This window comes from Xanthomonas sp. GW, from assembly GCF_014236815.1.
In the GTDB taxonomy this organism is placed as follows: domain Bacteria; phylum Pseudomonadota; class Gammaproteobacteria; order Xanthomonadales; family Xanthomonadaceae; genus Xanthomonas_A.
In genome coordinates, this window is record NZ_CP051189.1 from 1,912,746 (window position 1) to 1,936,467 (window position 23,722).

Annotated in this window: 18 protein-coding genes and 3 tRNA genes; 13 read left to right on the top strand and 8 right to left on the bottom strand. The window is 69.1% G+C overall.

Annotated elements, in window-relative coordinates:
• Positions 1 to 8: 8 nt before the first annotated feature.
• Entirely contained in the window at positions 9 to 2,387 is a 2,379-nt protein-coding gene (locus HEP73_RS08075) for a penicillin acylase family protein (protein ID WP_185822797.1), read from the bottom strand.
• Positions 2,388 to 2,608: 221 nt separating this feature from the next.
• On the opposite strand from HEP73_RS08075, the gene bfr reads away from it, so the two are divergent.
• Positions 2,609 to 3,103: a bacterioferritin gene (gene bfr / locus HEP73_RS08080; protein ID WP_185822798.1), complete on the top strand. Its 495-nt coding sequence runs from the start codon at positions 2,609 to 2,611 to the stop codon at positions 3,101 to 3,103.
• 128 nt (positions 3,104 to 3,231) lie between these two features.
• Here the strand turns inward: bfr and HEP73_RS08085 are convergent, their stop codons facing one another.
• Complete coding sequence (locus tag HEP73_RS08085; protein WP_185822799.1) at positions 3,232 to 4,125, bottom strand: SDR family oxidoreductase; 894 nt, start codon at positions 4,123 to 4,125, stop codon at positions 3,232 to 3,234.
• 98 nt (positions 4,126 to 4,223) lie between these two features.
• Here HEP73_RS08085 and HEP73_RS08090 point away from each other — a divergent pair, with 98 nt between their 5' ends.
• On the top strand, positions 4,224 to 5,096 hold the full coding sequence (locus tag HEP73_RS08090) for a helix-turn-helix transcriptional regulator (RefSeq protein ID WP_185815939.1): 873 nt from the start codon (positions 4,224 to 4,226) through the stop codon (positions 5,094 to 5,096).
• 85 nt (positions 5,097 to 5,181) lie between these two features.
• On the opposite strand, the gene parC is transcribed toward HEP73_RS08090, so the two are convergent.
• Together parC and HEP73_RS08100 are read right to left on the bottom strand one after the other, a co-directional pair.
• On the bottom strand, positions 5,182 to 7,425 hold the full coding sequence (gene parC / locus HEP73_RS08095) for a DNA topoisomerase IV subunit A (RefSeq protein ID WP_185822800.1): 2,244 nt from the start codon (positions 7,423 to 7,425) through the stop codon (positions 5,182 to 5,184).
• A gap of 57 nt (positions 7,426 to 7,482) precedes the next feature.
• Entirely contained in the window at positions 7,483 to 8,370 is an 888-nt protein-coding gene (locus HEP73_RS08100) for an AraC family transcriptional regulator (RefSeq protein WP_185822801.1), read from the bottom strand.
• Positions 8,371 to 8,510: 140 nt separating this feature from the next.
• Here HEP73_RS08100 and HEP73_RS08105 point away from each other — a divergent pair, with 140 nt between their 5' ends.
• The 5 genes from HEP73_RS08105 (at position 8,511) to HEP73_RS08125 (ending at position 14,922) form a co-directional block, all read left to right on the top strand.
• Positions 8,511 to 8,960 carry a MarR family winged helix-turn-helix transcriptional regulator gene (locus HEP73_RS08105; RefSeq protein WP_185815942.1) on the top strand — a complete coding sequence of 150 codons (450 nt, stop codon included), beginning with the start codon at positions 8,511 to 8,513 and terminating at the stop codon, positions 8,958 to 8,960.
• 8 nt (positions 8,961 to 8,968) lie between these two features.
• Positions 8,969 to 10,453 carry an efflux transporter outer membrane subunit gene (locus HEP73_RS08110; RefSeq protein ID WP_185822802.1) on the top strand — a complete coding sequence of 495 codons (1,485 nt, stop codon included), beginning with the start codon at positions 8,969 to 8,971 and terminating at the stop codon, positions 10,451 to 10,453.
• A gap of 10 nt (positions 10,454 to 10,463) precedes the next feature.
• Positions 10,464 to 11,645 carry an HlyD family secretion protein gene (locus HEP73_RS08115; RefSeq protein WP_185815944.1) on the top strand — a complete coding sequence of 394 codons (1,182 nt, stop codon included), beginning with the start codon at positions 10,464 to 10,466 and terminating at the stop codon, positions 11,643 to 11,645.
• A gap of 8 nt (positions 11,646 to 11,653) precedes the next feature.
• Positions 11,654 to 13,231, top strand: coding sequence for a DHA2 family efflux MFS transporter permease subunit (locus HEP73_RS08120; protein ID WP_185815945.1), 1,578 nt, complete (start codon positions 11,654 to 11,656; stop codon positions 13,229 to 13,231).
• Positions 13,232 to 13,365: 134 nt separating this feature from the next.
• A complete protein-coding gene (locus HEP73_RS08125) occupies positions 13,366 to 14,922 on the top strand; it encodes a GDSL-type esterase/lipase family protein (protein ID WP_185822803.1) in 1,557 nt (518 codons plus the stop codon).
• 132 nt (positions 14,923 to 15,054) lie between these two features.
• On the opposite strand, the gene HEP73_RS08130 is transcribed toward HEP73_RS08125, so the two are convergent.
• Positions 15,055 to 15,399, bottom strand: a complete 345-nt coding sequence (locus HEP73_RS08130) for a helix-turn-helix domain-containing protein (RefSeq protein WP_185822804.1) — start codon at positions 15,397 to 15,399, stop codon at positions 15,055 to 15,057.
• Between the two features lie 296 nt (positions 15,400 to 15,695).
• Here HEP73_RS08130 and HEP73_RS08135 point away from each other — a divergent pair, with 296 nt between their 5' ends.
• Complete coding sequence (locus tag HEP73_RS08135) at positions 15,696 to 15,893, top strand: hypothetical protein (protein ID WP_053834605.1); 198 nt, start codon at positions 15,696 to 15,698, stop codon at positions 15,891 to 15,893.
• A 190-nt stretch (positions 15,894 to 16,083) separates the two neighbouring features.
• On the opposite strand, the gene HEP73_RS08140 is transcribed toward HEP73_RS08135, so the two are convergent.
• From HEP73_RS08140 to HEP73_RS08150, 3 genes are all read right to left on the bottom strand, one after another.
• Positions 16,084 to 16,170 (bottom strand) — tRNA-Leu (locus HEP73_RS08140).
• A 431-nt stretch (positions 16,171 to 16,601) separates the two neighbouring features.
• Positions 16,602 to 16,688 (bottom strand) — tRNA-Leu (locus HEP73_RS08145).
• Between the two features lie 114 nt (positions 16,689 to 16,802).
• Positions 16,803 to 17,237 (bottom strand): VirK family protein, encoded by a 435-nt coding sequence (locus tag HEP73_RS08150; protein WP_185822805.1) that lies wholly within the window; start codon positions 17,235 to 17,237, stop codon positions 16,803 to 16,805.
• 428 nt (positions 17,238 to 17,665) lie between these two features.
• Between HEP73_RS08150 and HEP73_RS08155 the strand changes: the two genes are divergently transcribed.
• The 5 genes from HEP73_RS08155 to HEP73_RS08175 all read left to right on the top strand — a co-directional run bounded on the left by HEP73_RS08155 (position 17,666) and on the right by HEP73_RS08175 (position 23,257).
• Positions 17,666 to 17,752: transfer RNA gene (locus HEP73_RS08155), tRNA-Leu, on the top strand.
• A 136-nt stretch (positions 17,753 to 17,888) separates the two neighbouring features.
• The gene (rnr, locus tag HEP73_RS08160) at positions 17,889 to 20,357 is read left to right on the top strand and encodes a ribonuclease R (protein ID WP_185822806.1); all 2,469 of its coding nucleotides are present in this window, start codon (positions 17,889 to 17,891) and stop codon (positions 20,355 to 20,357) included.
• A 108-nt stretch (positions 20,358 to 20,465) separates the two neighbouring features.
• On the top strand, positions 20,466 to 20,936 hold the full coding sequence (locus HEP73_RS08165; RefSeq protein WP_185815950.1) for a GFA family protein: 471 nt from the start codon (positions 20,466 to 20,468) through the stop codon (positions 20,934 to 20,936).
• A 343-nt stretch (positions 20,937 to 21,279) separates the two neighbouring features.
• A complete protein-coding gene (rlmB, locus tag HEP73_RS08170) occupies positions 21,280 to 22,026 on the top strand; it encodes a 23S rRNA (guanosine(2251)-2'-O)-methyltransferase RlmB (RefSeq protein WP_003467227.1) in 747 nt (248 codons plus the stop codon).
• A gap of 34 nt (positions 22,027 to 22,060) precedes the next feature.
• A complete protein-coding gene (locus HEP73_RS08175; protein ID WP_255423718.1) occupies positions 22,061 to 23,257 on the top strand; it encodes an IS5 family transposase in 1,197 nt (398 codons plus the stop codon).
• Positions 23,258 to 23,722 lie beyond the last annotated feature (465 nt).

A 23,722-nucleotide genomic window follows, 5' to 3' on the forward strand; every position in this document is an offset into this window, starting at 1 on the left:
CAAGGGACTCATTGTCGCGCAGGTGGCCTTAATGTCAGCGTGTAGCGGGCCGGGCCGGGCAGGAACGGCGAGGCGCGGCCTTGCACCCAGTCGTCGTGGCCGGCACCCCAGAACGGCGACAGCGGATGCTCGCTCTGGCCGCCGGGCATGTGCGCGATGCCGTCGGCCTCGTGGCCGGGCGCGACCACCATGCGCTCGGAGGCGCCGAAGTCCGGACGCTGCACCCGCGGCATCTCATTGTCGCCGGGCAAGGCCTCGGTCGGCATGCACAGCCAGCGCCGCAAGAATCCCGGCAGCGAGCGCGCCAGCGGATGGCAGATCGCGGCGGTGTTCTGTTCGCCCCAACGGCGCTGCGGCAACGGCGCGTCCTGCTCGGGTTGGTCGCGGACCTCGGCGGCGGCGTCCTCCAGCAATGCCTGCCAACTGGCGTAGCGGCGCGGCAGCAGATGCGGCGGTTGCTGCTGCAGCATCGGCCAGGCCACCGCTTCCAGCTGCGGCAGCGGCGGCATCGCGTAGTCGGCGCCCAGTTCGGCGCGGGCGGGAGCGATCAGGCCGTCGCGGATCCGGGTCAGCAGCGCCAGGCGCCAGGCGCGCACCAGCCGGTAACTCACCGAATCGGTGCTGGCGCGGCCCTCCCAATGCTTGCTGGCCTGGGCCAGCGCATGCAGCGCCGGGGTGGCGGCGCCGCTGTCGCGTTGCTGCAGCAACGTCCACCAGCGTTGCAGCAGCAGCGCGCGATCGTCGAGCTGGATCGACAGCAATTGGCGTTCGTCCAGCTGCGGATGCAGGCGCAGGTCGTCGCGGATCTGTTGCGCGCGCGCGCCCAGCGCGTAGCCGCCATCGCCGAGCACGGCCAACTCGTCGCCGCCGACGACGCGCGCATTGGCGCTCCACAGTTGCCCGTCGGCAGGATCGATCCGTTGCGGCGAATGCGCCGTGGACACCGGCCACGGCGCGCAGCGCTGCGCTGCCGGCACCGCCGCGCTGACGTCGTGGACCAGGGCATCGCTGGGGCAGTTGGGACCGCGCAGCGGCAGCGCGCCGAGCACGCGCCAGCCGATGTGCCCGGCGCTGTCGGCCAGCAGCATGTTCTGCGCCGGCGTGGCGATGTGCTGCGCGCTGGCGAAGCCGCTGGCCAGGGAATCGGCGCGGGCCAGGTCGGCCAGGCCCAGGTTCAGCGCGCCGGGCAACTGCGCCACCCAGCGTTGCGCCAGCGCGGTGCCGTCCTGCTCGTGCTGCAGGATCGGGCCGTATGCGGTGTCTTCCACGTCCAGCGTCACGTCCAGGCCGCCGGCCACCTTGATCCGTTCGCGGTGGTGGACGACCGCGGTGCAGCCGTGTTGCGGCGTGGCCGCGCAGGGCGTCAACCGGTACCAGTCGCTGGTGTCGGCGTAGCTGTTGGTGAAGCCCCAGGCGACGTGGCCGTTGCTGCCGACGATCACCGCCGGCAGGCCCGGCAGCGAAAAGCCGGTGACGTCCACGCGGCCGCCCGGCGCCTGCGCGTCGGCGTAGCGCAGGCGCACGCGGAACCACAGGCTGGGCGCGCCAAGCTGCAGATGCATGTCGTTGGCGACGATGGCGCGGCCGTCGGCGCTGCGGCTGCCGGCGATGGCCCAGTTGTTGCTGCCGGGTGCGGCATGGTCCGCGGTGCTGCCATCGCGCGGGGCGTCGGGCAGGGTGCGCAGGTCGACCTGGCTGGCATCGGGCAGCGTGGCGTCGCCGCGCGCCGGGGCATCCAGGGCCGCGTCCCAACTGCTGCCGTCGTGGCGCAGCAGCGCGAACAGCGGCGCCGGCAAGTGCTGTTGCAGGCGGTACAGCGACAGTTCGCGCTCGAGCTGGCGGCCTTGCAGATCGAAATACATCGCGTCGCCGGCCAGCACCGAGTCCACCGGTTGCCAGTCGCGCGGCGCCTTGACCAGCAGCAGGTAGGGCCACGGCCGCACCCGCAGCGCGTGCAGGCCGCGATTGACGCCGGCGCTGTAGGCCTGCAGCGCCGCGGCATGGCTGCCGCCGAAGCTGGCCAGTTGCGCGGCGGCGCGCGCGCGCAGGCGGTGCATGCGGCGATGCTTGTCCACTCCGAGCGTGGCGTTGCCGACCAACTCCGACAGTTCGCCGGCCGCGGCGCGGCGCATCAGGTCCATCTGGAAGTAGCGTTCCTGCGCGTGTACGTAGCCGAGCGCACGCATCGCATCGGCCTCGCTGCCGGCGTCGATGGTGACCGTGCCCTGGGCGTCGCGCTGGATCCGCACCGGCGCCGCCAGTCCGTCCAGATCGACCTGGCCGTCGAGCGTGGCCAGGCTGCCGCGCAGCAGCAGCCATGTCGCCAACACCAGTCCGATCGCCAACACCGCCAGCCACAGCAGTCCCCGTTTCCACTTGCTCCGCATCCAAGCATCTCCGCCGGCCAATCCTGGATTCTAGACGCGACTGCGTGTCGTTCCTGCGTACATCCGGCGGGCGTTCGCGAGCGGTTGGGCCGAGGTCATCTTCGCTCGCGCCGCTGCACGCTCCGTGCCGATGGAAAATCGGGATGCTAATGATTCCGATTGGAACGCGGTGCGAGCGGCTCGGGCACTATGGCGGCCTTAGTTGAGACGGAGCCTGCCCCATGAAGGGACATCCTGAAGTTGTGCAATGCCTGATCGAGTTGCTGCGCGGCGAACTCGCCGCACGCGATCAATATTTCATCCACTCGCGGCGCTACGAGGACCAGGGCCTGCAGGCGCTGTACGCGCGGATCAACCACGAGATGGAAGAGGAGACCGAGCACGCCGACGCGCTGCTGCGGCGCATCCTGTTCCTGGAAGGCGACCCGGACATGCGTCCGCATGCGTTCGAACCGGGGCGCACGGTCGAAGAGATGCTGCAGAAGGACCTGAAGGTCGAATACGAAGTGCGCGCGAACCTGGCCGCCGGCATGAAGCTGTGCGAGGAGCATGGCGACTACGTCAGCCGCGACATCCTGCTCAAGCAGCTGCAGGACACCGAAGAAGACCACGCCTGGTGGCTGGAACAGCAGCTGGGTCTGATCAAGCGGCTGGGCATGGCGCTGTACCAGACCTCGAAGATCGGCGACGGCGGCGTGTCCGGCAAGGACGCCTGAACCCAGCGCCCTCCTTGCTGGGCGCCCGCGAGGCGTCATGAAAGGAGTCGGTCGAGGCCGGCAGCAAGCGGGATGTCAGCGGGCAAGAAGCGCGCGCAACGCGATGCGCGCGCCGGCCCGACAGGGGCTTAGGACTCGGCGAACTTGCCTTCGTCGAGGTCGGCGATCAGCGTGGGTCCGGTCGGCTTCCAGCCGAGCCTGGCCTGCGTCAACGCACTCGAGGCCGGCATGTCGAGTTGCATGAACATCGCCATCCAACCGAAATGCGCGGCCGCTTCGTCCGGCGCGATCGATACCACCGGCAGCTTCAGTGCGCGCCCCAGCGCTTCGGCGATCTCGCGGCTGGGGATGCCTTCCTCGCCGACTGCGTGATAGCGCGCGCCCGGCTGCGCTTTCTCGATCGCCATGCGGTAAAGCCGCACCGCGTCGGACAGATGGCCGGCCGCCCAGCGGTTGCTGCCTTCGCCGACATAGGCAACCACGCCCTTGTCGCGCGCGATCGCCGCCAGTGGCGTGATCAGCCCTTGCCGATACGGGTTGTGGACCTGCGGCAGCCGCATCACCGAGACATTGACGCTGGCCTCGAGCAAAGCGTTGCCGGCCTGCTCGGAGCCGATGCGCGGATTCGGGTGGCTGGCGTTGAAGACATCCTCGCTGGCCGGCTCACCGTGTTCGCCGCTGCCCACCCCGGTACCCGAGGTGATCAGCAGCGGGCGATCGGAGCCCTTCAACGCCGAGCCGAGCGCCGCGATCGCGCGCTTGTCCTTCTCGCAGTTGGCGACGAAGTTGGCGAAATCGTGGTCGAAGGCCGCGTGGATCACGGCATCGGCCTGGGCGGCGCCACGACCCAGGCTGTCCGGATCCTCGAGCGTGCCGTGGTGGACCTCGGCGCCGGCCGCGCGTAGCGCCTGCGCACCTGCCTCCGAACGGGTCATGCCGAGTACGCGATGGCCGGCCTGAATCAGTTCGGGAACCAGGGCCGAGCCGATGAAACCGGTCGCGCCGGTCAGAAAGATACGCATGGTGAACTCCTTCGGGTCGTTGAGAGCGAACTCTCCGGCATCCGGTTATCCCGTTAAAGTAGTGAGGTCATCGTAGTAAAACGACTAACAGGCTTGCCATGAACTCCGGTCCCGCCCGTTCCCTGGGCGACTTCCTGCGCAGCCGGCGTACCCGGCTGGATCCCGCCAGCTTCGGCTTCTTGGGCCGCCGGCGCACGCCGGGGCTGCGCCGCGAGGAAGTCGCGCAGCGCGCCAACATCAGCCCGACCTGGTACACCTGGCTCGAACAGGGGCGTGGCGGTGCGCCGTCGGCGGAGGTGCTGGAACGGATCGCAGGCGCGCTGCTGCTGACCGACGCCGAACGCGAACACCTGTTCATGGTCGGGCTGGGGCGACCGCCCGAGGTCCGTTACCGCTCGGTGGCGGGCGTCAGTTCGCGCCTGCAGCGCGTGCTCGATTCGTTGCAGTCGAGTCCAGCCATCGTCAAGACGCCGACCTGGGACGTGGTGGCCTGGAATCGCGCCGCGGCCGTGGTGCTGACCGACTACAGCCAGCTGCCGGTCGGCGGGCGCAACATCCTGCGCTTCCTGTTCGGCAACCCCGCCATGCGCGCCAAGCAGCACGACTGGGAGGCGGTGGCGCGCTTCGCGGTGGGGGCGTTTCGCGCCGATGTGGCGCGTGCCGGCATCGCGTCGGAGGTGGGAGAACTGGTGGCCGAGCTGTGCGGGCTCAGCACCGAGTTCGAGGCGCTGTGGCACGAGAACGAGGTGTTGAGCCATGGCGAGGGCGATGGCGTGAAGCGTCTCAAGCATCCGCTGCTGGGCCCGATCGAGCTCGAATACTCGGCCTTCGCGGTGGACGGGCGGCCCGATCTGGGCATGATCGTCTACACGCCCGTCGATGCCGGCGTGGCCGCGCGGATTCACCAACTCGCGACCGCGCATGGCGCGGCCCCGGTCGCGCGCACGGACGCGGCGATGGGACCGGCATGAAACATCGAGCGCAACAAGAGGACGCGGCGCGCGCGCTGTCGCGCATGGCCGAGCCGGTCCCCAGGCCGTTGCCAGCGAGGAGCGCTTACTCCACCGCCAGGTCGTCCACCTTCTGCCAGCCGCGCGGCAGCAGGCCGCCGCGGCTGGCGCGCACGCCGAGGTAGGCGTCCAGGTCCTTGAACGACAGCGACATGGTGCGCTGCCCGCTCTTCACCAGCAGCGTGTTGCCCGGCGCGACCGCGGCGATCGCCACCACCCGCTCGGTGCCGAGCTTGGCCTTGGGAATGTCGATGATCTTGTTGCCCTTGCCCTTGTCCAACTCGGGCAGGTCGGCGATCGGGAACGCCAGCAGGTGGCCGGCACTGGTCACCGCGACGATGCGGTCGGTTTGCAGATTGCTCACCGAGGCCGGCGTCAGCACCTTGGCGTTCGGGGTCAGGTTGAGCATCGCCTTGCCGGCCTTGTTGCGGCTGGTCAGGTTCTCGAAGCGGGTGACGAAGCCGTAGCCGTGCGAGGACGCCAGCACCAGCCGGCTGTCGTTCTCGCCGCTGGTCATGGCCTGGAACGAGGCGCCGGAGGCCGGCGAGAAACGCCCGGTCAGCGGCTCGCCATTGCCGCGGGCCGAGGGCAGCGAATGCGCCAGCGTGGAGTAGGCGCGGCCTTCCGAATCCAGGAACGCCACCTGCTGCGTGCTGCGCCCGCGCACCGCGGCCAGCAGGCTGTCGCCGTCGCGGTAGGACAGGCCGGCCGGGTCCACGTCGTGGCCCTTGGCCGCGCGGATCCAGCCCTTCTCCGACATCACGATGGTCATCGGCTCGCTCGGCACCAGCTCGGTCTCGTCGATCGCCTGCGCCGCGCCGCGCTGCACCAGTGGCGAACGCCGCGCGTCGCCGAACTTCTTGGCGTCGGCGACCAGCTCATCCTTGATCATCTTCTTCAGCTTGGTCTTGCTGGCCAGCACCGCCTGCAGCTGTTCGCGCTCCTTGGCCAGCGCATCCTGCTCGCCGCGGATCTTCATCTCCTCCAGCCGCGCCAGCTGGCGCAGGCGGGTTTCCAGGATGTAGTCGGCCTGTTCCTCGCTGAGCGCGAAGCGCGCGATCAGCGCCGGCTTCGGCTCGTCCTCGCTGCGGATGATGCGGATCACTTCGTCCAGATTGAGGAACGCGACCAGCAGGCCTTCCAACAGGTGCAGGCGGCGCTCGACCTTCTCCAGGCGATGGTTGAGCCGGCGCACCACGGTGTCGCTGCGGAAGCGCAACCATTCTTCCAGCAGGGTCTTGAGGTTCTTGACCTGCGGGCGGCCATCCAGGCCGATCACGTTGAGGTTGACCCGGTAGCTTCGCTCCAGGTCGGTAGTCACGAACAGGTGGTCCATCAGCTGCTCGGCGTCGACCCGATTGGAGCGCGGCACCAGCACCACCCGCACCGGGTTGGCGTGGTCGGACTCGTCACGGATGTCTTCCAGCCACGGCAGCTTCTTGGCGCGCATCTGCTGCGCGATCTGCTCGATCACCTTCGACGGCGACACCTGGTAGGGCAGCGCGGTGATCACGATGTTGGCGTGTTCCTTCTGGAACGTGGCGCGCGCACGCACGCTGCCGTGGCCGGTCTCGTAGATCGCGCGCAAGTCGGCGGCCGGGGTGATGATCTCGGCGGTGGTCGGGTAGTCCGGGCCGCGCACGTGTTCGCACAGGTCGGCGACGCTGGCGTCGGGATCGTCGAGCAGGCGGATCAGCGCGCTGACGATCTCGTTGAGGTTGTGCGGCGGCACGTCGGTGGCCATGCCCACGGCGATGCCGGTGGTGCCGTTGAGCAGCAGGTGCGGCAGCCGCGCCGGCATCCAGGTCGGCTCGTCCATGGTGCCGTCGAAGTTCGGCGACCAGTCCACCGTGCCCTGGCCGAGCTCGCCTAGCAGCACTTCGGCGATCGGGGTCAGCTTGGATTCGGTGTAGCGCATCGCCGCGAACGACTTCGGGTCGTCGGTGGAGCCGAAGTTGCCCTGGCCCTCGATCAGCGGGTAGCGGTAGGAGAACGGCTGCGCCATCAGCACCAGCGCCTCGTAGCAGGCGCTGTCGCCATGCGGGTGGTACTTGCCGATCACGTCGCCGACGGTGCGCGCGGATTTCTTCGGCTTGGCCGTTGCGTTCAGGCCCAGCTCGCTCATCGCGTAGATGATGCGCCGCTGCACCGGCTTCAGGCCGTCGCCGAGGAACGGCAGGGCGCGGTCCAGCACCACGTACATGGAGTAGTCGAGGTAGGCGCGTTCGGCGTATTCGCGCAGCGGCAGCTGTTCGAAACCATGGAAGGCGGGGCGGGCGAGATCGGTCATGCGCAGGAAATACCTATAGGGGAACACGGCGGCGGGCGCCGCAGGTCAGCCGGTCGATTATCCGGATGCGGCCGGCGATGCCAAGCCGCGCGTGCTGCCGACGCGGCCGGTGCTGGCCAGGTAGCGGGCCGGAGGATGGCCGAAATGGCCGCGGAAGGCGGTGACGAAGGCGCTGGGGCTGCTGTAGCCGAGCCGGTGCGCGGCATCGGCGACGCTGGCGCCGTCGCTGAGCTGACGCAGCGCCTCGGCCAGCCGCGCCTGCTGCCGCCAGCCGGCGAAGCCGAGTCCGGTCTCGTCGCGGAAATGCCGGCTCAGGCTGCGTGGCGACAATCCGGCCCAGCGCGCCCATTGCGCCAGCGAGCGATCGTCGGCGGGCGTGGCGAGCAGTTGCCCGGCGATGCGCAGCAGGCGCCGGTCGCTGGGCATCGGCAGGTGCAGGCCCTGCAGCGGCGCTTTGCGCAACTCGTCCAGCAGCACTGCGCCGATCCGCTGCTGGTCCGCGTCCAGGGTCTCCGGAAGGTCCCACGAGGCCACTCGCAGCAGCAGTTCGCGCAGCAGGCCGTTGATGCCGATCACGCACGGGCGATCGGGCAGGTCGGCGCAGACGGACGGCGCCACCAGCAGCACGTAGCCGCGCAACGGCCCGGAGATCTGCACCGTATGCAGCGCCTGCGGCGGCATCCAGCCGGCGCAACCGGGCGGCAGCGACCAGTGGCCGTGCTCGGTGCGGGTGCTCAGCAGGCCTTCTTCCACGCAGATCATCTGGCCGCGGACATGGCGGTGCCAGTCCACCTCGTGCTCTAGCGCGACCGGCTTGTGCGCCAGGAACGCGAGCAGCGACGGGCCGTCGGCGCGCTCGAACCAGGCCTTTGCCCGCGGATCGAGCAGATGGGCCGGCTCGTGGACGGGCGGCGATGGCGACAATGGCGCGATTTCGATATTCATTGTCTCGATTGTAATACTTGGCCACGCTCGTGCGGGACTAGAGTGTGCGCTCGCCGGCGTTGCGTTGTTGCAACGCAGCATTTGTTTGTAGGTGCGATATTTCCTTGACATATATTTCCAAATGAAAATAATTAGCGCCCATGAACTGCGCTCCCTCCCTTCCCGGTCCACCGTCGTTCGGCCTGCTGCTGCGCCAGGTGCGCGACGGCCTGATGCGGCGCCTGGATGAGTCCATGGCCGAGCTCGAACTCGGCCTGGGCTTCAGCCACTACCTCGGCATGAAGGCGCTGGCCTACATGGCGCCGTGCACCGCAAACGAACTGGCCCAGGCCATCGACCAGAACCCCAGCGCGGTCACCCGCCTGCTGGACAAGCTCCAGGACCTGGGCTGGGTGCGCCGCGAAGCGCATGCGCAGGACCGCCGCGCGCTGCAGATCGTGCTCACCGACGAAGGCCGCGCGCTGTGGAAGCAGCTCAAGCGGCGCGGCGACGAGACCATCGCCAGCGCGCTGCGCGACCTCTCCGCCGACGAGCGCCAGCACCTCACCTCCTTGTTGACCCGCGTCCGCGACTCCCTCAATTCGCCGTGAATCCGCTTATGAACCTCTCCGCTTCGTCCCATCGCTTGCGCCCGTTCGCGGCCGCGGCACTCACCCTGGCGCTGGCCGCCTGCGCCAGCAGCCGTGGCCTGGAGCCGCAGGGCCGCAGGCTCGATGCCGACCAGCACCTGCAGGCCGGCAAGACCCTGGCCGCCGACCAACTGGCGCCGGCCGCCTGGCCGCAGCAGGACTGGTGGAAGGCGCTGGGCGACCCGCAGCTCGACGCGCTGATCGCCGAGGCGCTGCAGGGCACGCCCAACCTGGAAGCGGCCGACGCGCGGCTGCGCCTGGCGCAGGCGCAGGCCGGCGCGGCCAATGCCGATCGCGGCGCCAAGCTGTCGCTGTCGGCCGGCTATACCGGCCTGCAGTTGCCCAAGGGGCTGGCCGGCGACGAGATCGGCGGCAAGTACATCCACAACGAGCAGGCGCTGCTGGACTTCAGCTACGGCTTCGACCTGTGGGGCGGCAAGCGCGCGGCCTGGGAAGCGGCGGTGGACCAGGCGCATGCGGCGCAGGTCGATGCGCAGGCCGCGCGCCTGGACCTGTCGGCCGGCGTGGCCCGCGCCTATGCGCAGCTCGGCTACGCCTGGCGCCTGTACGACCTGGCCGGCGAGGAGCTGGCGCGCTCGGACAACAGCCTGAAGCTGGTGCGGCAGCGTGTCGGCGCCGGCATCGACAGCAACCTGCAGCTGCGCCAGGCCGAGGCGCGGGTGCCGGCCGCGCGCCAGCAGCAGCAGGCGGCGCAGCAGCAGATCGACGAGGCGCGCACCGCGCTGGCGGCGCTGCTTGGCCGCGGTCCGGATCGCGGGCTCGAGATCGAACGCCCGCGCCCGCTCGACCCGGTGGCGGTGCAACTGCCGTCGGTGCTGCCCAGCGACCTGCTCGGGCGCCGCCCGGACGTGGTCGCCGCGCGCTGGCGGGTCGAGGCGGCATCGCAGAGCATCGGCGCGGCCAAGGCGCAGTTCTATCCGACCATCAATCTGCTCGCGCTCGGCGGCGTCGCCGCGGCCAATCCCGCCGACCTGTTCAAGGGCGACGCACTGCTCGGCGTGTTCGCGCCGAGCGTGAGCCTGCCGCTGTTCGACAGCGGCCGCCTGCGCAGCCAGCTGGCCGAGCGCGATGCGCAATACGACCTGGCGGTGGCCACCTACAACCAGGCGCTGGTGGCGGCGCTGCGCGAGGTCGCCGACCAGGTCAACGCGGCGCGTTCGCTGGCGCAGCAGGCGCAACAGCAGGCGCAGGCGGTGGGCACCGCGCAGGCCGCCTTCGACCTGGCGCAGCAGCGCTACCGCGCCGGCATCGGCAACTACCTGGACGTGCTGAGCGTGCAGCAGCAGTTGCTCGAGGCGCAGCAACGCCTGGCCTCGCTGCAGTCCAACCAGATCCTGGTGTCGGTGCGCCTGAACCAGGCGCTGGGCGGCGGCTACGAAGCCACCTCCGCCGCCGACGCGCCATTGACCTCCTCCGTTTCCACGCATTCCTGAGACCGCTGCAATGAATCAGACAACGACCCCCGATTCCTCCGCTCCCGCCCCGAGCCGGCGCGGCATGCTGCTGCGCGGCCTGGCCGTGCTGGTGGTGCTGGTGCTGATCGCGCTGGCGATCTGGTACTTCGTCTCCGGCCGCTGGCACGAAGACACCGACGACGCCTATGTGCAGGGCAACCTGGTGCAGATCACGCCGATGGTGGCCGGCACCGTGGTCAGCATCGGCGCCGACGACGGCATGCGCGTGGAGCGCGGCCAGTTGCTGGTCAAGCTCGATCCGGCCGACACCCAGGTCGCGTTGCAGCAGGCCGAGGCCAATCTGGCGCGCACCGTGCGTCAGGTGCGCGGCCTGTTCCGCAGCGTGCAAGGCGCGCAGGCCGAACTGTCGTCGCAGCAGGTGACCCTGCAGCGCGCCCGCGCCGACGTCGCCCGCCGCAGCAGCCTGGTCGCCACCGGCGCGATCTCCGCCGAGGAACTGGCGCATGCGCGCGACCAGCTGGCTGCCGCCGAGGCCGCGGTCAGCGGTTCGCGCGAGACGGTGGAGCGCAACCGCGCGCTGATCGACGACAACGGCGTGGCCCACCAGCCCGACGTGCAGGCCGCCGCCGCGCAGGTGCGCCAGGCGTTCCTCAACAATGCCCGCAGCGCGATCGTCGCGCCGGTGTCCGGCTATGTCGCGCGGCGTTCGGTGCAGGTCGGCCAGCGCGTGCAGCCCGGCACCGCGCTGATGGCGGTGGTGCCGCTGGAGCAGGTGTGGGTGGAAGCCAACTTCAAGGAAACCCAGCTCAAGCACATGCGCCTGGGCCAGCCGGTGGAACTGGAGTCGGACCTGTACGGCGGCGCGGTGCGCTACCAGGGCACGGTGCAGAGCCTGGGCCTGGGCACCGGCAGCGCGTTCTCGCTGCTGCCGGCGCAGAACGCCAGCGGCAACTGGATCAAGATCGTGCAGCGCGTGCCGGTGCGCATCGCCATCGATCCCAAGCAGCTGGCGCAGAACCCGCTGCGCATCGGCCTGTCGATGAAGGTGGACGTGAACCTGCACCAGCAGAACGGTGGCGTGTTGCCGACCAAGTTCGCCACCGGCACGCTGCTGGATACCGACGTCTATGCGCAGCAGTTGGGCCAGGCCGACGAGACCATCGCGCAGATCATCCACGCCAACCTGCCCGACGCCGCCAAGGCGAACTGAGTCCGGCCATGTCCAACCAAGCTGCCACTCCTGCCGCGCCCGGGGCTCCGGGCGCACCGGCCGCCGCGTTCCGCCCGCCCAGCGTGGCGTTGTGCACGGTGGGCCTGGCGATGGCCTCGTTCATGCAGGTGCTCGACACCACCATCGCCAACGTCTCGTTGCCGACCATCGCCGGCAACCTCGGCGCCAGTTCGCAGCAGGCGACCTGGGTCATCACCTCGTTCGCGGTCAGCAACGCGATCGCGCTGCCGCTGACCGGCTTTTTGAGCCGGCGCTTCGGCGAGACCAAACTGTTCGTGTGGGCCACGCTGTCCTTCACCATCGCCTCGCTGCTGTGCGGCCTGGCGCAGAGCATGGGCATGCTGGTGGTGTCGCGCGCGATCCAGGGTTTCGTGTGCGGGCCGATGTACCCGATCACGCAGAGCCTGCTGGTGTCGATCTACCCGCGCGAGAAACGCGGGCAGGCGCTGGCGCTGCTGGCGATGATCACCGTGGTCGCGCCGATCGCCGGCCCGATCCTGGGCGGCTGGATCACCGACAACTACAGCTGGGAATGGATCTTCCTGATCAACGTGCCGCTGGGCATCATCGCCGCGATCGTGGTCGGCTCGCAGCTGCGCGACCGCCCGGAACCGACCGAGCGCCCGCGCATGGACTACGTCGGCCTGATCACCCTGATCATCGGCGTCGGCTGCCTGCAGCTGGTGCTGGACCTGGGCAACGACGAGGACTGGTTCAGCTCGACCAAGATCGTGGTGCTGGCCGCGATCTCGGTGGTGGCGCTGGCGGTATTCCTGATCTGGGAGCTGACCGACAAGGATCCGATCGTCAACCTGCGCCTGTTCCGGCACCGCAACTTCCGCGCCGGCACCATGGCGCTGATCGTGGCCTACGCCGCGTTCTTCAGCGTGTCGCTGCTGATCCCGCAGTGGCTGCAGCGCGACATGGGCTACACCGCGATCTGGGCCGGCCTGGCCACCGCGCCGATCGGCATCCTGCCGGTGCTGATGACCCCGTTCGTCGGCAAGTACGCCTCGCGCTTCGACCTGCGCATGCTCGCCAGCATCGCCTTCATCTTCATGGCGGCGACCAGCTTCATGCGTTCGGACTTCAGCCTGCAGGTCGATTTCGCCCACGTGGCCGGGGTGCAGTTGCTGATGGGCGTGGGCGTGGCGCTGTTCTTCATGCCGGTGCTGCAGATCCTGCTGTCGGACCTGGACGGGCGCGAGATCGCGGCCGGTTCCGGCCTGGCCACGTTCCTGCGCACGCTGGGCGGCAGCTTCGCCGCCTCGCTGACCACCTACCTGTGGGCCAAGCGCACCCAGTTGCACCACGCGCACCTCACCGAGCACATCTCCACGTATACGCCGGGGATGCAGGAGCAGGTGCAGGCGATGGGGCAGGGCGACCTGCAGACCGGGGCTGCCTTCCTCAACAACACCATCAACCACCAGGCCTCGCAGATGGGCTTCAACGACATCTTCTACCTGCTGGGCTGGACGTTCCTGGGCATCATCTTCTTCCTGTGGCTGGCCAAGCCGCCGTTTTCCGGCGGTGGCGGGGCCGCTGCCGCGGGCGGTCACTGAGTCCGGCTTGCCGGCAACGACGAAACCCCGCCACGTGCGGGGTTTCGTTTGTGCGGCGGATGCATGCGCGCTTGCCGCCGCGGCGACCGGCGGACCAGAATGCCGCTTCCTCGCACGTATCGGCAGGTTCGGACATGCAGCGTTTTCTGCGCGCCTTGTGGTCCCGCTCGGATTCCCCGCGGCCGCGCCGCGGCGCTGCACGCGCCCGGCAGCGTGCGGTGCTGCTGCTGTGTCTCGGCGCCCTCGGCGTCGGCAGCGTGCAGGCCGAGCCGAGCGTGGCGGCGATCACTCCGGCCGACCGCCTGCACGAAGCCTGGTGGGCGCAACGCCACCAGCAGGTGCTGGAGCAGGCGCGTGCGCATCCGGACACGCCGCTGCTGCTGATCGGCGACTCGATCACCCACAACTACGACAAGGCGAACGCGCCGGACGAGGATTTCCAGCCGACCTGGCAGACCTTCTATGGCAGCCGCGGCGCGCTCAACCTGGGCTTCAGCGGCGATGCCACCGAGCACGTGCTGTGGCGGCTGCAGCACGGCGAAGTGGATGGCCTGCAGCCCAAGGTCGCGATGCTGCTGATCGGCACCAACAACACCGGCCACGAACAGCAGAGCGCCGCCGATACCGTGCTCGGCATCGACGCGGTGGTGGCGACGCTGGAGCAGCGCCTGCCGAAGACGCGCATCCTGCTGCTCGGCCTGCTGCCCAGCGCCGGATCGGCGCAGAAGAGCGCGCGCGACGCCGAGGTCAACCGCGCGCTGGCGGTGCGCTACGGTGACAATCCGCGCGTGGCCTATCTCGACATCGGCGCGGTGTTCCGCAAGGACGGCGCGCTCGACCAGGGCACGCTCGACCAGAGCCTGTTCTACGACCCGCGGCTGCGTCCGCCGGGCGACGCCCTGCATCCGGATACGCGCGGCCAGCGGCGCATGGCCGAGGCGATCGAGCCGACCCTGGCGCGTTTGCTCGGCGAGCCGCCGCGGGTGCCGCTGGCGGCGATGACCGAGATCAATCCGGCGCTGGTGCCGGTGCCGTGGCTGGAGCAGGATTCCTACGACTGGTACGCGCGCCACCACGCGGCGCTGGAGGCGGCGCGCGGGTTGCGTCCCGATGTGGTGATGCTCGGCGACTCGATCACCCACTTCTGGGGCGGGCCGCCGCAGGCCATCCGGGTCGGCGGCGCGCAGGCCTGGCAGCGCACCTTCGGCGCGGCCAAGGTGTTGAACCTGGGCTTCGGCTGGGATCGCACCCAGAACGTGCTGTGGCGGCTGCGGCAGGGCGAAGTGGACGGATTGGCGCCGCGCTGGGTGGTGATCAACATCGGCACCAACAACCTCACCGGTACCGAGAACGCGCGCGCCAGCACGCCGCAGGAAGCGGCCGACGGCGTGGCCGCGGTGGTCGCCGAGGTGCGCCAGCGGCTGCCGCGCAGCAAGATCGTGCTGATGGGCATCCTGCCGCGCGGTTTCGCCGCCGACGCGCCGCTGCGCGAGCCGATTGCGCAGACCAACCGTCTGCTCGCCGCGCGTTTCGGCCACGATCCGGCGGTGCGCTGGCTGGACATCGGCGCGCGCTTCCTGCAGCCCGACGGGCGCCTGCCGCAGGCGCTGATGCCCGACAGCACCCATCCCAGCGAGGAAGGTTACCGGATCTGGGGCGAGGCGCTACGCGAGATTGGCGTCGGCGGTTGAAACCCGTAGGGAATGGTCAAGGTCAAGATCGACACTGTAGGAGCGGCTTCAGCCGCGACACGCGTTACCGATAACGCCTGTCGCGGCTGAAGCCGCTCCTACAGGGATGCCTTGCCGGCGGATGCGGCGCGCTCAGCCCTTGTCCGGCTTGAGCAGCTCCAGCACCGCTTCGCGGCGCCGCGCCGGCAGGTTGCGGTAGCGGGTCAGCAGCGCCTGTTCGTGGGTGTCGTGCGCCTGCAGCGCGTAATCGGCCGGCAGGTCGTGCAGGCGTGCGCTGCCCTGGCCGCAGATCAGTTCGTCCAGCGAGCGCTTGAGCACGCCGCGCAGGTTCGGCAACAGGCGGAAGCTCGGGGTCTCGCGATTGTTCTCCCACGCCGACACCGACGACTTGGTCACGCCCAGCGCGAAACCCAGTTGTTCCTGGGTGAGCCCGGCGGCTTTCCTGGCTTCGCGCAACCGGTCGCCGAAGCTTTTCATCGCGGTGGGCCTTGCAGTTACGGGGCCTACCAAGATATGGAGCATCCGTAACCTTGTCGTACAGCCATGCTTGACTCTAGATGTTCGGAGATTCGATACTTTGGCGGTGCGGGCCACGCTGACGCGTGAGGGCGCGCACGGCGGACACGGACGACCGAGGAGTGCATGGTATTTCGCCTAGTTTCCATTGCCGTTGCAGCGGCGGCGCAATGGCGCCGCGTGGCGTTGTTTCCCCGGGCAGGCAGGGCCGCGGCGCGCGAACGTCGTGCGGCCGCCGCCGTGGCGGAGGGTGGGGCATGGCCACCTACGAAGTGAAGCTGCGCCGCGTGGCGCATCTGGAGCCGGCGCTGTACGTGCTGGTCCACGCCGCCAACGCGTATCTGGCCGCGCGCGCCGCCGAGCGCCACAACCCGGGCTATCGGGCGTACATGGTCGCGGTGTGGGTGGACGGCGTGCGCGTGGACATCGGCGCGTTCCGCCCGCCGGATCGTTGAGTGCGCGGCGGCCAATTGCGTGCGGGGCGGTGCCATGCGGTTGCCAGGGCGTGATCGCGTACGTTGAGGCGATGCGGGCGCGGAATCCTAGTGAGTTGGTTCGCCGCTGCCGAGTGGCGGCATCGCCTGCGCCGCAGGCAACAAAAAACCCGCCGGAGCGGGTTTTTGTTTACAACGCTTGCCGTATCGATGGTGCCCAGGAGAGGACTCGAACCTCCACGAAGTTGCCCCCGCTAGCACCTGAAGCTAGTGCGTCTACCAATTCCGCCACCTGGGCGATACAGGCGCGGAATTCTGCTGGCAGTGCCGGGGACTGTCAAGCAAGTTTTTGCAGGCGCGGCGCGACTGCCATGCGACAGCGGCTGTTGCTCGCCGAATCGCTCATGCCACTGGCCGCGCATGCCGGACCATTGGCGGCATGACGCTTCGGTCGCGATACCGCGAACTGGAGTAGGGAATGCTGGCTGTACCGGCGATCGCGGAGGGGCTGTGCGGCATCGACACTTCAGCGGCTGACTTTGGTGGAAGCGACTTCAGTCCTGACACGCCATTGCCGGCGGAGCGTTGCGACTACGGCAGAACATCCACGCAGGCCTGCACGGAGGCCGTGCGCTGGCCGCGGCGCTGCACGAAGCATCGCGTCACGGCAGCAAACCGCAGGCAAAAAAAATCCCGCCGGAGCGGGTTTTTCTTTGCTGCTGTATCGAATGGTGCCCAGGAGAGGACTCGAACCTCCACGAAGTTGCCCCCGCTAGCACCTGAAGCTAGTGCGTCTACCAATTCCGCCACCTGGGCGATACAGGCCGAGAATTTTGTCGGTTGCGCGCGTCGCTGTCAAGCGGCGTTTTGCATGCGCGTTTCGGCGGTACGCGTGCCGTGCCTGCGGCGCACGTACCGCCTGCCGGCGCATCAGCTGGCGGTGAAGCGCAGGCCCTGGTTGATCGCGCAGCGGTAGCCGAGCGTGGCGCCGTTCTGCTGGTAACCGGGCAGGGCGAACACGGCCATGCTGAAGTCGATGCGGCTGTCCGGGTGCACCTGGTAACGCAGGAACTGCTGGATCGGCTTGCCGTCGCGGCCCACGGTGATGTGCTCGTCGGCGAAGGACAGGGTGCCGTCTTCGGTCACCCGGTATGCGCCGATGCGCAGGCCGCCGCGGGTCTGGGTCGGGGTGGCGCCGCCGGCACTGGGCGTGCACTGGCTCAGGTCGATCGCGACCGCGACCGAGGCGCCGCTCTCCAGCGAGCGTTCGATCTCGGCGAGCGAACCGAGTGGCGTGGCGGCGCCAGCAGGGTGGGCGAAGGCGAGCAGCGAGGCGGCGAGCAGCGAAAGGGACAGGGACTTCATGCGGAACTCCGGAGCGTGGGGGAGGGGTGGTGCGCCGCACGCACGCTAGCCCTTTGAGCTGCGCGGTCAACCGACAAAATCGCGTTCTCCTGGCTGCGTCACAGCGCTTGTTCGAAGCAGGTCCGTTCGCCCTGGCGCGGGTTTCGCGTCGTGTCCGGATCCGCGCCAAACATGCGGTTTTCTGCAGAATGCGCGGCGCTCGCGGATGCCGATGCCGCCACGCGGTTGCCGCACGATCCGGTGCCGCGCGGCGGTGCAGGCGCCGCCGTCGCCATCGCATGCCGCGGGCGAATGCGCGTCGTCTGGCGTGGCGATCGGGGATCGCGAAATGCGGGCTGCGTCTGGCGGTGGCGCGCGTCGCCGGACCGCGCAGCGCGCGCCGGCATTGACAAGGGCGCGCGCTGCCCGCAGAATTCGCCGCCTTCAGCGCCCAGATGGCGGAATTGGTAGACGCACTAGCTTCAGGTGCTAGCGGGGGCAACTTCGTGGAGGTTCGAGTCCTCTTCTGGGCACCACATGCAACACGCGGGAGCGCTGAACTCCCGCAACGACCGGCCCGCTGACGCGGGCCTCGTCGTTTCTGGGCCACTCCGCCGCCGGGTCCGGTCGCCGGTTTGCCTGTGTTGACGACCCAGCGAGTACCATGGGCGGATGACCAATAGAAAAACCAAGTCCGGCAAGCCCGGCAAATCCGCATCCAACGACACGCCCGCCAGCAAGGCCAGCGCCCCGGCGGCTCCGCCTCCGCCGAAGAAATCCAAGATGCCGTCGTGGATGCCCAGCCTCCCCAGTTTCCTGCGGCGCAGCCCCAAGCCGCCGTTGCAGCCGCTGCATCCGCCTGAGCCGGTGTCCGCACCGTCCTCGCGCAAGAAGCCGGCCGCTGCGGTGGCCGATCCGTTCGCCGCCCGCGAGGCCGAGCGCTATGCCGAGCCGATCGCTAGCCGCGAGGCGATCCTGCAGTTGCTGGACCGCTGCGACGGCCCGCAGACGCTGGAAGAACTCGCCGGCCAGCTCGGCCTGACCGAACCTTCGCGCATGGAGGCATTGAGCAAGCGCCTGGGCGCGATGCTGCGCGAGGCGCAACTGGTGCAGAACCGCCGCGGCGGCTACGCGCCGGTGCAGCAGACCAACCTGATCCCCGGTGTGGTGATCGCCAATCCCGACGGCTTCGGCTTCCTGCGTCCGGACGAGGGCGGCGACGACCTGTTCCTGCCGCCCTATGAAATGCGCAAGGTGCTGCATGGCGACCGCGCGCTGGCCAACGTCACCGGCATCGACCGCCGCGGCCGCCGCGAAGGCAGCATCGCGCGCGTGATCGAGCGCGGCCTGAGCCGGCTGATCGGCCGCTTCAGCATGGAAGGCGGCATCGCCTACGTGGTGCCGGACGACAAGCGCATCCAACGCAACATCCAGATCCCGACCGATGCGATGGGCGAGGCCCGCGACGGCCAGTTGGTGGTGTGCGAACTCACCTCCACCCCGGACGGGCGGCGCCCGCCGATCGGCAAGATCATCGCGGTGCTCGGCGACAAGCTGACGCCGTCGCTGGTGGTGGAAACCGCCATCCACGGCCGCGAGCTGCCGTACGAATTCCCGCAGGCGGTGCTCGACGAAGCCGCGGCGGTGCCGATGACGGTGGAGCCGGCCGCGATCAAGGGCCGCGTTGACCTGCGGCAGACCCCGCTGGTGACCATCGACGGCGCCGACGCCAAGGACTTCGACGACGCGGTGTTCTGCGAGCCGAACGCCGAAGGCTTCCGCCTGGTGGTGGCGATCGCCGACGTGTCGCATTATGTGCGCCCGGGCACGCCGCTGGACGTGGAAGCGATCCGCCGCGCGACCTCGGTGTATTTCCCCGGTTTCGTGGTGCCGATGCTGCCGGAGACGCTGTCCAACGGCATCTGTTCGCTCAACCCGAAGGTCGACCGCATGTGCTTCGTCTGCGACATGCAGATCGATCGCCAGGGCGAGGTGGCCGGCGCGCGCTTCTACGAGGCGGTGATGAATTCGCATGCGCGGCTCACCTACGACCAGGTGTGGCAGGCGGTGGGCGAGAAAGACGAGCAGGTGCGCAAGGACGTGGCCGCGGTGCTGCCGCAGATCGAGCGCCTGTACCAGCTGTTCCACGTGCTGGCCAAGGCGCGTTCGCGCCGCGGCGCGATCGAGTTCGAGACTTCGGAAGTGCGCTTCGTGCTCGACAACACCGGCGAAGTGACCCAGGCCGGCATGCTGGTGCGCAACGACGCGCACAAGCTGATCGAGGAATGCATGATCGCCGCCAACGTGGCCGCGGCACGGCACTTGCTGGAGGCGCGCATCCCGGCGCCGTACCGCGTGCACGAGCGGCCGCCGGAGTCCAAGTACGCCGACCTGCTGGAGTTCCTCAAGGAATTCAAGCTGAGCCTGCCGCCATGGAGCAAGGTGGTGCCGGGCGACTACACCAAGCTGCTGAAGAAGGTGCGCGAGCGCCCCGATGCGGCCTTGCTGGAGTCGGTGCTGCTGCGCAGCCAGAGCATGGCGGTGTACTCGCCGGACAACGCCGGCCACTTCGGCCTGGCGCTGGAGGCGTACGCGCACTTCACTTCGCCGATCCGCCGCTATCCCGACCTGCTGGTGCACCGCGCGATCAAGTACGCGCTGACCCACGGCGCGCCGGACAAGTACCTGTATTCGCCGCGCGAGATGGCGGCGCTGGCGTTGCAGTGCTCCGAGCGCGAGCGCCGTGCCGACGAGGCCGAGCGCGAGGTCGACGAGCGCTACCGCGCGGCGTGGATGGAAAAGCACGTCGGCGGCCAGTTCGACGGCGTGGTCAGCGGCGTCACCAGCTTCGGCCTGTTCGTGGAGCTGGACCAGTCCAAGGTCAACGGCCTGATCCACGTGACCCAGCTGCCGCAGGACTATTACCAGTTCGACGCGGTGCGCAAGACCCTGTCCGGCGAGCGCCGCGGCATGCAGTTCCGGCTCGGCGACCGGGTCCGCATCCTGGTGCTGAAGGCGAGCATGGAAGAGCGCAAGATCGACTTCCGCCTGGTGGTGGAAGGCGAGCCGCTGACCGACATGCCGCCGCCGCCGGAACGTGGGCAGCAGCAGCCGGCCAAGCGCAAGAAAAAGAAGTACTGACGGCGCAGGGTCGCGGCGGGCCGCCCAGCGGCCGCCGCGATCGCTGGCTCCTTGCGCGACGCGCAGGGGGCGCTTCCTGCGCGATGCGATTCGCAGCGGAGAGCAGATATGGACCACGACGACTACAGCGGCGGTTGCCAGTGCGGTGCGGTGCGCTTCCGGGTGCGCGGCCGGCTCGACGACGCCTCGATCTGCCATTGCCGGATGTGCCAGAAGGCGTTCGGCGCCTATTACGCGCCGCTGGTGTCCACGCGCGGCGCCGAGTTGGCGTGGACGCGTGGCGCGCCGAAGCATTTCCAGTCTTCCAATCTGGTGCGGCGCGGCTTCTGCGCCGACTGCGGCACGCCGCTGACCTACGAGGCGCCGGACGGCGTCGCCGTGGCCGCTGGCGCGTTCGACGATCCGGCGGCGCTGCCGCCGCGGATCCAGTACGGGCTGGAAGGCAAGCTGCCGTTCGTGGACGGCCTGCATCGGCTGCCGTCGATCCGTACCGAGGCCGATCTGGACGCGGCGCCGTTCCTGGCGCAACTGGTGTCTCACCAGCATCCGGACCACGACACCGAGCGTTGGCCGGGCTGAGCGGGCTGTCGCCGAGCCACGCCGGACGCCGATCCAGGTCTGCTCGCCGGGATTTTCGCCGAAGGCTTGTGGGGCACGAGGCAGTGCCGCCGCATAGACGTTCGGACGTGTCGCGGTGGTCGTTGTGGCCGCTGCAGGCAGTTTCTGTTCGTGCCGGGCGAACGGGATCCTCGTGCGTGCCGCCAGCTTGGCACCGCTGCGCGGTCGCTGCTCCATCGGTCCTGTCGCCCTGCTGCACATGACGCGGATGCCCTGGTCGACGCGGTCATGCGCCGCCTGCGATGTGACGTGGGCGCCGGCAACGCCTACCATTCCCGCTTTCCTTCCTCGCAGTCCCCGCCTCATGAGCAAGCAGAACCAGTGGATCGTCGGCGTCAACGCCGTGGCCTCGTCGATCGAGAACGATGCCGACAACGTGCGCGAAGTGCTGATCGAGGCGGGCAGCAAGAACCCGCGGCTGGTGGAGATCGAGGAGAACGCGCGGCGCAAGGGCATCGAGGTGCGGCGGGTGAATACCCAGGCGCTGGACGGCGTCGGCGGCTCGGTGCGGCATCAGGGCGTGGCCGCACGCTATGCCGCGGCGCGTACCTGGGGCGAGAACGAACTGGAAGGCCTGGTCGCCGCCGCCGAAGGCCGCGCGCTGCTGCTGGTGCTCGACGGCGTGCAGGATCCGCACAATCTCGGCGCCTGCCTGCGGAGTGCGGCCGCGGCTGGCGCGACCGCGGTGGTGATCCCGAAGGACAAGTCGGCGCCGGTCAACGCCACCGTGCGCAAGACCTCGGCCGGCGCCGCCGATCGCATTCCGATCGTGGCGGTGACCAACTTGGCGCGCTGCCTGCGCGACCTGCAGAAGCAGGGCGTGTGGATCTACGGCCTGGTCGGCGAGGCCGAAACCTCGCTGTACGCGCAGGACCTGCGCGGCAATGTGGCGCTGGTGCTGGGCGGCGAATCCGACGGCCTGCGCCGCCTGACCCGCGAGCACTGCGATGGCCTGGTCAAGATTCCGATGCCGGGCGACATCGAGAGCCTCAATGTGTCGGTGGCGACCGGCGTGACCCTGTTCGAAGCGGTGCGGCAGCGCATGGGGTGAGGCGCTGCGCGCTCGCGTCCGAGTCACGGATGGTTTGCTGCGCGAGCAAATGGATGCGCAGGCATGGCGCATTTGTAGGAGGGGCTTCAGCCCCGACCTAGGCCGACATCGTTCGGCTCTCCCGCTTCGTTGGTCGCGACTGAAGGGCACCTCTAAAAACCTCCTTCTTTGGCATCATATGGTCAGAAGAGAGAGCCGAGGCCCCGCGATGATCAGCCTGTTTGCCGGACACGAACGCGAAGCCAAGCGCCAGCAGATAGGCGACCCGCTGACCCTGCTTTCGCGCCATATCGATTTCGCAGCGATTGCCCAAGCCGTCGATGCGAAGCTGTCCTTGGGCACCGGTACGCGCGGGGGTCGTCCGGCCTGGCCGACGGTGGTGATGGTCAAACTGCTGCTGTTGCAGCAGCTATACAACCTCTCTGACGATGCGCTGGAGTACCAGGTGCTGGATCGGCGCAGTTTCCAGCAGTTCCTTGGACTGGAACACAGCGGCAAGGTGCCTGACGCCAAGACGATCTGTGTGTGGCGCGAGCGGCTCAAGGCGCAGGATGTGATGGGCGACATCAGCGCAGCGGTCGGCGTGCAATTGCAGCGTGCGGGATTCATCGCGCGTGGCGGTCAGATCATCGATGCGAGCATCGTCAGCGCCCCGATCCAACGCAACACGCGCGAGGAGAACGCACAGATCAAGCAGGGTGGCGAGGTAGGCCAAGACTGGAGCGACGCTAAGCGCGCACAGAAGGATGTGCAAGCCCGCTGGACCCGCAAGCACGGCAAGGCGCATTACGGCTACAAGCTGCACGCCAGCACCGATCGGCGTTGGGGCTTCATCCGCCGACATGCGGTGAGCGCAGCCAACGTGCATGACAGCCGACACTTCGAGGAGGTGCTGGACCCCAGCAATGGCGGACGCACGGTGTGGGCGGACAGTGGCTATGCCGACGCATCGCGGGAGGCCGATCTGACGCAACGCGGCTATCGGGCGGCCATTCAGCACCAGGGCCAGGCGCGCAAGCCGCTAAGCGCGGCCGAACAGCGCCGCAACCGGCGGCTTGCCAAGGACCGGGTGTTCGGCGAACACCCGTTCGCGCGGCTGGCGCAGCAGGGCGGTAAATGCCTGCGCACCATCGGGTTGGCACGGGCCACGGTGGTGATCGGGTTGAAGGTCGCCAGTCACAACCTGATGCGGCTGGCGCGGCTGCAGCAGCGGGCCATGGCGCCCGCGTGAGCGGGTGAGGCGGCCAATCGGGCCGCTCTTCCCACATCCAGGACGCCCAGCGCCCCCTGCGAAGCACGTCGGCTTCCTCAAACAGACGTAGCGGGAGCGTCTTTGCAGCTCACATCAGTGAAATGACGGGTTGTTCGAGGTGACCTGAAGTCGCTCCTACAGTGGGTGCCGGATGCTTGGCTCGGTGTGCTTTGAAGCCTGCGTGCAATGGGCGGCGCCGCTGCGCCGCAGCTGAACGCGGCACGCGCGTCCACCGCGGCGGCGGATTTTTGCCTACCATGTGCGCTCTTCCCGTGTTCCGTTCCGGTAATGAGCCAGCATCGCCCCCGTCTCGCCGATCCTGGCCGGCCGCCGTGCCCCGGGGCATGGCGCCCATTGCCTCCTGGCAGCACCGACCCGCAGAGCCGCGCTGGCGTCCGCCCGGCGCGGCGTCATGGTGCTGCGGCGCCCGCCCGACTCGCTGGT